This window comes from Endozoicomonas sp. NE40, from assembly GCF_040549045.1.
GTDB classification, from domain to species: Bacteria; Pseudomonadota; Gammaproteobacteria; order Pseudomonadales; family Endozoicomonadaceae; genus Endozoicomonas_A; species Endozoicomonas_A lisbonensis.
Window position 1 is genome coordinate 1,138,906 of the sequence record NZ_JBEWTB010000002.1, and the last position, 12,167, is coordinate 1,151,072.

The following is a 12,167-nucleotide window of genomic DNA, read 5'->3' on the forward strand; positions in this document are numbered from 1 at the left end:
CTTACTATTACTGTCATCTAACAGGTACGAAAGCTACCCGCCAAATACTGTTCCAAATCGTTGAGTCGTTCAACGGTACCAACATCCGTCCAGAGTCCCTGAAAATGTTCTCCGGTCACTTCATCATCCGCTATAGCCTGCCTCAGAACAGGAGCCAGCGCCTGCACACCGGCAGGAATATTCGCAAACAACCCCGGTGTTAATACACTGATGCCACTGTATGTCAGCAACTGATCACCCTGTTCCTGAACCCTGCCCTGCTGCAGGGCAAAATCGCCGGTTTTCTTGAAGTCCGGATTATTAACCATAATCAGGTGCGCCTGTCCGTCTATGGTGTCAGGCACAAGATCAAAAGGGTAGTCGGTAAAGACATCACCATTGACCACCAGAAACGGTTGATTATCTTCAGAGTGGCCATTCTTAAGCAATGGCAAAGCCTGAATAATACCACCAGCCGTTTCCAGAGGCTCAGGTTCTTCTGAATAACTAATGCTGACGCCCCACCGGGAACCATCACCCAGCGCATTGACAATCTGATCACCATGCCAGGAGTGGTTAATGACAATGTCTTTGAAACCAGCTGCTGCCAGCTGCTCAATATGATGGACGATCAGGGATTTGCCCGCGACTTCAATCAGGGGTTTTGGTGTGTGCAGGGTCAGGGGACGCAGACGCTTCCCAAGACCCGCTGCAAGGATCATTACTTTCATGAACTAACAGACTGATCCTTTTTTCCGGCAGATGTTTCAACAGTCGATGTTTCCGGCACAGACACTTCAGCAACAGCAGTTGCCGCCACCGCTGTAATATCAGCAATCTTCTGTGTCAGTATCGGAGCCACCCGTTGCTGCAACCACTGTCCATGCTGCTCAAAAGCAGGATAACGCTGACAGACTTCCAGCACATAGCGGAACGTAGCAGGAATAGCTGACAGGTATTGCGGTTTTTTATCACGCAGCCACAGCCGGGTAAATATGCCCAGACACTTGAGGTGGCGCTGCAGCCCCAGCCAGTCAAACCATCTCTGGCAGGTCGCCCAGTCAGTATCCCTGAGCAGTGCATGCTGCCTGACAAAATCCTGCAGCCAGCCTTCAACCTGATCTTCAGGCCAGCTGACATAGCAGTCTTTTAATAAAGAAACAGCGTCGTATAAAACCGGACCGTGCAAAGCCCCCTGAAAGTCAATCACGCCAATCTGGTTGTCGGGCAGACTCATCAGGTTGCGGGAATGGTAGTCCCGGTGAATAAAGGCAGAAGGCTGCTCTCTGGCACTGGCAATCAACATCTGGTCCAGCCCACAAAACAGTTTTTCGTCCTCTTCCGTCAGTTCAATACCGATCAGTTGCTGAATAAACCAGTCCCTGAAAAGACTCAGCTCTGTCTGAAGCAGTGCTTCATCGTATTCTGGCAGGGTATCAGGAGAAGTAGCCTGAAGGGTTTTGAGCAGTGTCAGGGCATCCGCATAAATAGCATCAACCGACTGGTGGTCAAGCAGATCCAGCAACAGTGTGTCGCCAAAATCTTCAATCAGCATAAAACCCAGATCATAATCCACGGCCCTGATCTGTGGTACCCGTATACCGGCATCAGACAATACACCGGCAATACTGACAAAGGCGGCAGAGTCCTCCTTTTCCGGCGGTGCATCCACAGCCAGAAGCGAACCCTGCGGGCTCTGTATACGATAGTAACTGCGAAAACCTGCGTCCCCACCCACAGGTAACAGTTGCACTGCATTCGTTAAATGTTCTTCAGCAGGTACCAGCTGCTGCTGTACCCATTGTGCCAGTTGCTCCCGACGTTGCTGTTGCCGGGCTGCCTCTGAATGAGACAGCTCTGGCTGAAATAGTTCCTGCCGGGACGGTTGGCGAATCTGGTCAGACGGAGTCATGTCTTGCAAAGAGTTTCCTTGAAAGTTTCCCTGTGTCAGGCAGCATAGAACATCGGCTGAAAAAACCACGAATTCAGCCCGTAAAAATTTTTAAAGTTATTGCACTGTCGGTCAGAGTAACACAGACTAATAGCAGTTATCACCGGAATAAATCTGATACAACCAAGAATAATTGACAACAATCATACAGTTAATCCGTTACAATGGCCGGTTAACGCAAACGGAAACCAACCAAGTCGTGTTTTACGTGGACATTGAAAAATGATCGCATGGCTGTTGAACGTTTAAAAACACACTGCCGGGACTGCAAAGCTCATGGAGATGCATCACTTACCTTTCAAACTTCGGGCATTAACTCTGGCAATTGCCAGTGCCATAATTGCCGGTCAGCCAGTCAGCAAAGCCAGAGCCGAGAACAACCTTTCCGCCGACACCGAGTGGAGCTGCGAAGTGGCCAGCGACGGCAGCGGCTGGCAATGTTCTGTGGTGCCGTTAAAACAGGGAGCCATGAAACGAGCCCCCCGCCCAGTCGTTGCCCCAGTCGCTACTCGAGGCAGAAAGAGCACCAGAAGTACAGCACCTGAAAAGACGATCGCTGTCAGCCAGCCTGAAGATGTACGCACACAGCTGGACTGGGTACACGAATCGAAGCTGAGCGATGCCAGACGCCAGCAGCTGAAACAGGAAGAGCCCTGGTGTGTTGGTACTTATGTCGAGCCAACACGCCCCGGCAAATACTTTAAGGGCGACCCGAACTCTGCGCCTATTATTGCCGACGCCGACGAATCCACTTACCAGAACTCCATAGCCACCCTGTTGGGTGCGGTAAAAATTCGTCAGGGCAATCGTCAATTGGAAAGCAATGAAGCGTATCTCGATAACGAAAAGAACTTTGGCGAATTCAAAGGCAATATTGTTTTCCGTGAACCCGGCACCCTGATTGTAGGCGATACAGCCCAGTCCCAGTTAGACACTGGCCGGACTGAAATCGACAATGCCCAGTATGTTATGCACGAGTCTCATGCCCGGGGCAGTGCAGCTGTCATATTGCGCAATGAAGATGCCACCATGGAGCTGGATGACGCCACCTACACCACCTGCCGTCCCGGCGACCAGGGCTGGCAGCTGTCGGGCGACAGTGTCACTCTTGATCCGTCCACTGGCTTTGGTACGGCACGTAATGCCGTCGTAAGGGTGCAGAACCTGCCCGTTTTTTATAGTCCATACCTTTACTTCCCTATTGATGACCGCCGTCAGTCCGGTTTCCTGTACCCGACGGTGATGGGGTATGACGACGAGAGTGGTGTTGAGTTTGACCTGCCTTACTACTGGAACATTGCACCGAATTACGACGCCACCTTTACACCAAGGGTCATGACCAAACGGGGCTTTCTGCTGGAAAACGAGTTCCGTTACCTGACTGAAAAGGATGAAGGGGAAATCGGTGTTGCCGGTCTGATTGGTGGCGACCAGCTGGAAGATGAAAACGAACACTACAAAAAAGACCGCTGGTTTGTGAATGCCCGCCACCGCCGTCAGTTTACTGATCGCTGGACGGCTGAACTGGATTATGCCGATGCCAGCGACAAGGACTATCTGGACGATTTCAGTTCCAGCCTGAACTATTCCAGCTCGGGCCCTTTAAACCAACGCGTAATGACCCGCTACGATGGCGGCAACGATTACAACAACTGGCAGGCAAAGCTGGACGTTCACAAACTGAAGAATATGGATCGTACCGCTGATGATCCATACAATAAGTTACCGCAGATTGAGCTAAGCGGTAACTGGCAGGCTACCGACCGGGTTCAGGTGAATTATCTGGCTGATTACACCTATTTTGACCGGGCGGATGACTGGAACTATATCAAAGAAAAGCCTCATTCGGACTTCCCGAATAACTCTGGCATTTATGAAAGCGTTTATGATGAGGGATACGGTATTCAGAGAGCCGTTGGCAGCCGCGCTTATTTTGAGAGCGGTGTCAGTTACCCAATCAATAAAACCTGGGGCTTCCTGACACCTGCCGTTAAAGTGCGCAGCGTTAACTACAGTCTGTCCAATCTGGATCAGGAACAGGTTGTTGCAGACTTGAACAGCTCTTACTGGCACAGGAATTTCAACCAGGGCGACTTCACCAAATCTCCCTCGACCACCGTTCCTGCCTTCAGTGTTGATAGCGGACTGTATCTTGACAGAGATGCAAACCTGTTTGGGTCTGCTTATACCCACACATTAGAGCCAAGGATTAAGTATCTCTATGCGCCGTATGTTAAGGGGCAGGAATTTAATCCCCTCTTTGATACAGGCAATATGGGCTTCAGCTACAGCTCTCTCTGGTCAGACAATCGGTTCAGCGGCTATGACCGTCTGGCTGATGCCAACCAACTGTCTCTGGGCTTCACAACCCGTTTTATTCAGGACAATGGTTTTGAACGAATGCGTTTTGGCATCGGACAGATTTTTTATTTTGATGACCGACAGGTCTACATAGGCAATGACCTGGGCTCCGGCGACCCCGACTATATCCCCGACTTTGACGAGAATGAAAACGCCCAACGTCAGAAAGATGAGCTAACCGCCAGCACTTCGCCCATCGCTTCGGAGTTTATCTATAATTTCACCCGCACCATGAGCCTGCGTCAGGATTTTGTATGGAATGCCAATCAAAACCGTATTGACAACTATGCCCTGACTTACCGCTACCGGCCTTCAGAGCGCAAGACCTTTAATATGGGCTTCCGGTTTGCAGACCGGGTGAAGCGTTATAAGAAAAACGAAGATAATACCAATTACGTCGATCCGGTTACCGGCGAGAATGTTCTGGTCAAAAACGACCTGAAAGCCACGGATATCAGCTTTGCCTGGCCGATTCCCTACACCCAGAACTGGTCTGCCATGGGTCGCTGGCAATACGATATGACCAATAAGCGGAACCTTGAGGAGCTGTTTGGTGTCGAATATGCCAGTTGTTGTTATCAGGTGCGATTATTCTGGCGTTCCTATGTTAAATCGACCGATAATATCGACCATCCAAAAGACAGAAGCGGCATCTACCTGCAGTTTGTACTGCGAGGTCTGGGTAGTTTGACCGGTTCTTCAGGTAAAGAGTACTTGCAAGGTATTTCAGGTTATACAATTCGCGAGAAGTAATGATGAAGGGATTGAAGAAATTGATGCTTTCAGCCTGCCGCGCACTGGCGCTGGCGGCTGTTGTGGTATCAACGGGTAATATCGCCCATGCCAAACCGGTTCCCCTGGACCGCATCGTCGCTGTCGTCGACAAAGATGTGGTCATGGAGAGCGAACTGAACAATCGTGTTGAGGCTGTGCAACGCCAGCTGTCTGACCGCAATATCACCCTCCCCCCGGAAAGCGTGCTGAAAAATCAGGTGCTGGAACAGCTGGTACTGGAAAACCTGCAGCTGCAGATGGGCCGCAACGGTGGTATCCGCATTGACGACTGGACGCTGAACGACGCCGTCACCCAAATTGCCGAGCGCAATGGCCTGACCATTGAAGAGTTCCGCAAAAATCTGGAAGCCGATGGCCTGTCTTACGCCGAAGCCCGTGAAGAGATCCGTCGCGAGATGATCATCAACCGTGTGCGTCAGCGCCAGATCACCAGCCGTATCCAGATCAGTGAACAGGAGATTGACAACTTCCTGCGCTCTCCGGAAGGTCAGGCCAGCCAGCAGGTGGAGTATCGTCTGGGGCATATCCTGATTTCGACACCGGATAACCCAACGCCTTCACAGGTTCAGGCGGCGGAGAAAGAAGCCAACAACATATCGGTTCAACTGAAGCAGGGCGCTAATTTTGCCGAGATGGCGATCACCTACTCCAAAGGTCAGAATGCCCTGAACGGTGGCGACCTGGGCTGGAGAAGCGCCGAACAGCTGCCTACCCTGTTTGCCGAACAGGCCGCAAAAATGAACACCGGACAGGTTTCCCAGCCGGTACGCAGTGCCGGTGGTTTTCATATTTTCAAGCTGATGGACACCCGTGGTAATGAGAAGGTGATGGAAGAACAGGTTAATGTTCGCCACATTCTGATCAAGCCCAATGAAATTCGTAACGATCTGGAAGCCCAGATGATGGCCAGAGACCTTTACGATCGCATTGAAAGCGGTGAAAGCTTCAGCGATCTGGCAAAAGCCTTCTCCGACGACCCCGGTTCGGCCCTGAATGGTGGCAGTCTGGACTGGATATCCCCGCAAACCCTGGTGCCAGAGTTTCAGAAAGCCATGAGCGAAACGCCTCAGGATGTTGTGAGCAAACCGTTCCGCAGCTCTTTTGGCTGGCACATTCTGGAAGTCAAAGGTAAGCGTCAGGCTGATATCAGCAACCAGGTACGCCGCAACCAGGTACGTGAACTGCTGGGTATGCGCAAGTTTGAAGAAGAGCTGGAAGTCTGGCTGCGTGAAATCCGTGACCAGTCTTTTGTAGAAATCAGACTCTGATTGATTATAAAGTCGCTCCCTCGTTGGTTGGGACGAGCGGAGCGCTTATGCCCTTCAGGGTAATTCCCAGCATGGTGAACTCAACAATTACCCGTGTTGGGAATCGTTTCACTCGTCCCAACCTACGGAACCGGCCTGATGTCCACTCACCCAAATAAACGACTGATCATTACCTCTGGCGAACCGGCAGGCATTGGGCCTGACCTGAGCCTGATGCTGGCCAGCCATTCATTGCCCGTCCAGCTGGTCGTGGCTGCCGATCCGGAACTGCTCAGCCAGCGAGCCCGGCAACTGAAGCTGAACGTCAGCCTTAAAACCTTCAGTCCACAAGACCACGAGCCTGCACAGACGGGTGAACTGATTGTTGCACCCTTATCCCTTAGCCAGCCCTGCACACCCGGCCAGACCGATCCGGCTAACGGTCAGTATGTTCTGGATATGCTCAGCTATGCAGTTCAGGGCTGCATGGATGGATTGTTCGACGGTATGGTGACCGGCCCGGTTCATAAAGAAGTGATCAATAACGCCGGCGTACCTTTTACCGGTCATACCGAGTTTCTGGCGGAACAGACCCATACCCGCAAGGTCGTTATGATGCTTGCTACCGAAGGTTTGCGGGTTGCCCTGGCAACGACCCATCTGCCCCTGCGTGATGTGGCCGATGCCATTACGCCAGAATCACTGGAAGAAGTGATCCGTATCCTGAACAAGGACCTGAAAAACAAATTTGGCATTGCAGAGCCAGAGATTCTGGTCTGTGGACTGAATCCCCATGCCGGAGAAGGCGGACATCTTGGGATGGAAGAAATTGAGGTCATTATTCCGGTTCTGGATAAACTGCGTCAGGAAGGCATGAACCTTAAAGGCCCTTTACCGGCAGACACACTGTTTAACCCGAACTACCTTGAGTCGGCGGATGCGGTACTGGCCATGTACCATGATCAGGGGTTACCCGTGTTGAAATTCAAAGGTTTTGGTAAGGCAGTGAATATTACGCTCGGGCTGCCCGTGGTCCGAACCTCGGTTGATCACGGCACAGCGCTTGACCTTGCCGGCCGTGGCAAAGCCAGTCCGGACAGTTTGCTGACTGCCATCAATTATGCAGTGCAGATGATCAACGGATAAAAGAGCCTTTACTGCCTGTCTGCTGGCAACTGAATATTGTTCCGGTGAATGTTGTACCGGTGAACATGGATCGCCAGCGTTCTCCGGTCTTTACTGACGACTGTTTCTCCAGATGAAGAGTCAAGTGAAGAGCCAGGTGAAGAGTCAGATGCAGGCACTGGATTGTAGCGAAAGAACATTATTTTTTGTTTTAACTGCATGCATTGTCTCCCTGACTATTTTTCGGTTTGAATGCAGTTTTGAGTTTCCTGACCGCTGATTAGTTCCCAACTCCACCCACATAGCGGCCTCCTGAACAACGAATGATCATCAGCAGTATGCAAAGCGGTTTTCTGCCGCTATCATAAGCCGCCATTTCCCTGAACGACCGTAAACAGTACATTATGTCCGAATTTCCCCATCACAGAGCCCGTAAACGCTTCGGCCAGAACTTTCTGCACGATCAGGGCATAATCCAGAGAATCGTTCGCTCCATTCACCCCCGTGAAGGTGACCGGCTGGTTGAAATTGGTCCGGGTCAGGGCGCCATCACCGAGTTCCTGCTGGATGGGGCTGGTCAGCTGGATGTTATTGAGCTGGACCGCGATCTTATCCCGATCCTGAAACTCCGCTTTGGCCTGAACCCCAACTTCCGCATCCATGAAGGCGATGCCCTGAAGTTCGACTTCTCCAGCCTCAAAAACGACGACAAACCTTTGCGACTGGTCGGCAACCTGCCTTACAACATCTCCACGCCGTTGATTTTCCATCTGCTGGAGTACCAGGGCCTGATCAGCGATATGCACTTTATGCTGCAGAAAGAGGTTGTGCTGCGTCTGGCAGCCCAGCCGGGTGAAAACAACTATGGTCGCCTGGGCATCATGGCACAGTACTACTGCCGGGTAGACTATCTGTTTACGGTTGGTCCTGGCTGTTTCAACCCTCCGCCCAGGGTCGATTCTGCCATTGTACGGCTGACGCCTCATAAAGAGCTGCCGCACCCATGTAAAGACGTAAAAATGCTGAGCCGTGTGGTTCGTGAAGCATTCAGCATGCGTCGTAAAACCCTGCGCAATACCCTTAAACAACTGGTGTCTTCAGACGAGCTGGAACAGCTGTCGATTGATCCGTCTGTTCGTCCGGAGCGGGTGACGCTGGAAGAGTTCGTGCGAATTGCTGACTTTATCCACGACCGCAACGCTTAAGCTCTTTGCCAGAGCTATTTAGAACTCTTCACCTGAACTCTTTCACTTGAACAGGCGCAACAAGCTGAGATAAAACTATAAAAGCAGGCTGGCATAAACATCGCCGATGAGTGTCAGCTGACCTTTGTGTGACACTCAGGAGACTCTATGGCGGTTTATGCCATTGGCGATATTCAGGGCTGCTACGACCCGTTTCGCCGTTTGCTCGACAAAATCAGGTTCCAGCCCGGTCAGGACAAACTATGGATAGCCGGTGATATGGTCAACCGGGGGCCGGATTCGCTCCCTACCCTGCGCTTTATTAAATCCCTTGGCGACGACTGTGTCGCCATTCTTGGTAATCATGATCTGCACTTACTGGCTGTGGCGTCAGGCGTTCGCCCGGCAAAGAAAAAAGACACGCTGGGTTCAATTCTGAACGCGCCAGACCGTGAAGAACTGATCGAGTGGCTACGCCACCGCCCGGTTCTGCACCACGACAAAGACCGTAACATCACCATGGTGCATGCCGGAATTCCCCCTATCTGGACCATCAAGCAGGCTCGTTTCTATGCAGGGAAGCTCGAAAGAGCCTTGCAGGCAAACGACTATCAGGAACTCTTGCACTACCTGTTCAGTAACGACAAGCTGAATGCCTGGGAAGATGCCCTGACCCGACGCGCCCGGCTGAAGATGATCACCGCCTACTTCACCCGTATGCGCTTCTGCGACGAAAACGGCAGACTGGATCTTGAAAACAAAACCGCTTATTCCGGCAAAGGCTTCTACCCATGGTTTCAGTTCCCGGACAGCCTGGTGTACAAAAAAACCATCGTCTTTGGCCACTGGGCAGCCCTGGAGGGAAACAGCGGTCGAAAGCGCATTCATGCCATAGACACAGGTTGTGTCTGGGGCGGAGAAATGACGGCCCTGAATCTGAAGACCTTCAAACGAACCAGCGTCCCTGCAGAATAAGTCTGCTTTTTACTATTGCCAGAGGGTATCTGTCCGATACATACGCTAATAATCTTCGGAAAAACAGCCAGAACCGTACGGACACACCTATGGCCAAAAAATCAGCCAAATCTTCCACTTTTATCTGGGAAGGTAAGGATAAGAGTGGGCGTAAAACCAAAGGGGAAGTGGAAGGCACCAGTATCGCCCTGGTCAAGGCCGAGCTACGCAAGCAAAATATTTCTGTCACCAAAGTCAGAAAGAAAAGCTTCTCGTTTGGCAAAAGTAAGGGGGGCAAAATTAAACCCCTTGATATCGCCCTGTTTACCCGACAACTTGCCACCATGATGAAAGCCGGTGTACCGCTGCTCAACGCCTTTGACATCACGACTGATGGTATCGAAAAGCCTGCCATGAAAGAGCTGCTTCTCAAGGTAAAAAACGAAGTGGCAGGGGGTACGACTCTGGCTGAAGCCCTTCGGGCGCATCCACAGTATTTTGATGACCTGTATTGCAACCTGGTGGCTTCCGGTGAACAGTCCGGCGCACTGGAGACTTTGCTGGACAGAATTGCAACTTATAAAGAAAAATCTGAAGCACTTAAAGCCAAGATTAAAAAGGCGATGAACTATCCGGTCGCAGTTGTGTGTGTCGCTTTCATCGTTACCGGTATTCTGCTGGTAAAGGTAGTACCACAGTTTGAAGAAGTCTTTCAGGGATTCGGTGCAGAACTCCCGGCCTTTACTCAGGTGGTCATTCAGATTTCCAACTTTGTTCAGCAATGGTGGCTGGCGGCTATTATCGGACTGGCGGCTATTGGTTTTATGATTAAAAAACTGATGCAGCGTTCAAAAGCAGCAAGGGATAAAAAAGACAGACTGGTTCTGAAACTACCTGTTATTGGGCCAATACTCGAAAAGTCTGCCGTCGCACGTTTTGCCCGAACCCTTTCTACGACATTTGCCGCCGGTGTTCCATTAGTCGATGCTCTGGACTCCGTAGCAGGGGCTGCGGGTAATGTTATTTTTGCTGATGCGACCAACCGTATCAAAGAAGATGTTTCTACCGGCCAGCAGCTGCAGTTTGCCATGAAAAGCTCCGGTATTTTCCCGGCAATGGCTATACAGATGGTATCTATCGGTGAAGAATCAGGCTCTCTGGATGAAATGCTGGATAAAGTCGCCACCTTCTACGAAGACGAAGTGGATAACGCCGTTGATGGCCTGACCAGCCTGATGGAACCATTGATTATGTCGGTACTCGGGGTGCTTGTTGGTGGTCTGATTGTTGCCATGTACCTGCCGATCTTTCAGATGGGTTCTGTCGTATAAAAAGAAATTGTTAAAATGTATTAAAACTATCGACACGTGTGCAAAACTATCGACACAAAAGCAGTTTTCTCTTCAGTAGCCCTTATTTTACAGGGCTATCTGTCAACCGATTAAATACACGTACACCTGAAAAAAACAGACCCGTTTTAATACATTTTCAGGGGCTTTGTTTATCATTTAAACGACTTTCACCGTCTGTTACTGCCGAAGCACGCATAGCAGCTTCCATAAAAAGCCCTACATCGGTTCCGTAGGTGATATATTGATAGCCTGCCTCAATAGCTCGCTGAACATGGCTTTCATTGATTCCATAAATACCTGCAAACTTTCCTGCAGCGACAGCCTTACGGGCAATTTTCTGCTGTAGCTGTAAAGACGACTCTGACAACGGATCAATACGCTCACCATTTGATACGTTGACCGCCAGATCAGACGGTCCAACAAAAATGCCATCCATCCCCTCCAGAGAGAGAAGGTCATCCAGTACGGCAATCGCTTCGTTGGTTTCTACCATAGCAACCGCCAGAGTTTCCTGGTTTGCACGTGCAAAATACGTCTGCATACTCTCTCCACTGAGATGTATGGCTCCGGCAGGTCCCAGGCTGCGATTGCCCAGAGGTGGATATTTGCAGTATTTAATAAGCTCTCTGGCTTCTGAAACAGTATTAATCATAGGTGCGACAATCATATCGGCACCTGCATCCAGCAACCAGCTGGCTTTTGAAAACTCATTCACACAAATGCGTACTGCCGTTTGACCACCACAGCGTGACACAGACTTTATAATATCCCGGGCTTCTGAGGAGCCTACAGAACCATGCTGAAGATCAATTAATACAGAGGAGTAACCAGCCTTGATAAAAAGCTCACCGGTTATCGGGGAGGGCTGGCTAATCCACCCACTGATTTCAACCTCTTTGTTCTTAAGTACCGCAGAAAGCTGCCCCGTTTGCATAAGCTTACCTCTGTCAGATTATTCCTATGAACCAGTACTGCGCTTTAATGCAACAGGCAGAATAGAAGGTTCAGTTGAAAAAAGCGATACTCAACCGATCAGGACGCTCATCAGGAACAGTAACAGCTTGTTGCACCAGAAAAGTCTGCGGAAGTTAGCTTGCCATCCTTACAGTAGTTTTATTCCAGCCGCGTCCGAGCCAATCAACACAATAAAGCCCACCTATGTATAGAGCAGGCATTAAAGTTACTGCCCTGACAGGTGCTTTATTGTATTTCGGATTCC

Annotated in this window: 9 protein-coding genes; 6 read left to right on the forward strand and 3 right to left on the reverse strand. The window is 50.6% G+C overall.

Features of this window, described 5'->3' with window-relative positions:
- Positions 1 to 17: 17 nt before the first annotated feature.
- Both murU and V5J35_RS06085 read right to left on the reverse strand, forming a co-directional pair.
- A complete protein-coding gene (gene murU, locus V5J35_RS06080; protein WP_354010390.1) occupies positions 18 to 710 on the reverse strand; it encodes an N-acetylmuramate alpha-1-phosphate uridylyltransferase MurU in 693 nt (230 codons plus the stop codon).
- A complete protein-coding gene (locus V5J35_RS06085; protein WP_354011372.1) occupies positions 707 to 1,891 on the reverse strand; it encodes an aminoglycoside phosphotransferase family protein in 1,185 nt (394 codons plus the stop codon). Before V5J35_RS06085 ends, murU begins: the two co-directional genes overlap by 4 nt.
- Before the next feature lie 315 nt (positions 1,892 to 2,206).
- Between V5J35_RS06085 and V5J35_RS06090 the strand changes: the two genes are divergently transcribed.
- The 6 genes from V5J35_RS06090 to V5J35_RS06115 all read left to right on the forward strand — a co-directional run bounded on the left by V5J35_RS06090 (position 2,207) and on the right by V5J35_RS06115 (position 10,927).
- On the forward strand, positions 2,207 to 5,044 hold the full coding sequence (locus V5J35_RS06090) for an LPS-assembly protein LptD (protein WP_354010391.1): 2,838 nt from the start codon (positions 2,207 to 2,209) through the stop codon (positions 5,042 to 5,044).
- A gap of 23 nt (positions 5,045 to 5,067) precedes the next feature.
- Positions 5,068 to 6,354: a peptidylprolyl isomerase gene (locus V5J35_RS06095; protein WP_354010392.1), complete on the forward strand. Its 1,287-nt coding sequence runs from the start codon at positions 5,068 to 5,070 to the stop codon at positions 6,352 to 6,354.
- 138 nt (positions 6,355 to 6,492) lie between these two features.
- Positions 6,493 to 7,479, forward strand: a complete 987-nt coding sequence (pdxA, locus tag V5J35_RS06100) for a 4-hydroxythreonine-4-phosphate dehydrogenase PdxA (RefSeq protein ID WP_354010393.1) — start codon at positions 6,493 to 6,495, stop codon at positions 7,477 to 7,479.
- Positions 7,480 to 7,862: 383 nt separating this feature from the next.
- The gene (rsmA, locus tag V5J35_RS06105) at positions 7,863 to 8,663 is read left to right on the forward strand and encodes a 16S rRNA (adenine(1518)-N(6)/adenine(1519)-N(6))-dimethyltransferase RsmA (RefSeq protein WP_354010394.1); all 801 of its coding nucleotides are present in this window, start codon (positions 7,863 to 7,865) and stop codon (positions 8,661 to 8,663) included.
- 147 nt (positions 8,664 to 8,810) lie between these two features.
- Positions 8,811 to 9,617 (forward strand): symmetrical bis(5'-nucleosyl)-tetraphosphatase, encoded by an 807-nt coding sequence (locus tag V5J35_RS06110; RefSeq protein ID WP_354010395.1) that lies wholly within the window; start codon positions 8,811 to 8,813, stop codon positions 9,615 to 9,617.
- Positions 9,618 to 9,706: 89 nt separating this feature from the next.
- Complete coding sequence (locus V5J35_RS06115) at positions 9,707 to 10,927, forward strand: type II secretion system F family protein (RefSeq protein ID WP_354010396.1); 1,221 nt, start codon at positions 9,707 to 9,709, stop codon at positions 10,925 to 10,927.
- Between the two features lie 157 nt (positions 10,928 to 11,084).
- Here V5J35_RS06115 and V5J35_RS06120 read toward each other — a convergent pair whose 3' ends face one another.
- Positions 11,085 to 11,882, reverse strand: coding sequence for an HpcH/HpaI aldolase family protein (locus V5J35_RS06120; protein ID WP_354010397.1), 798 nt, complete (start codon positions 11,880 to 11,882; stop codon positions 11,085 to 11,087).
- Positions 11,883 to 12,167 lie beyond the last annotated feature (285 nt).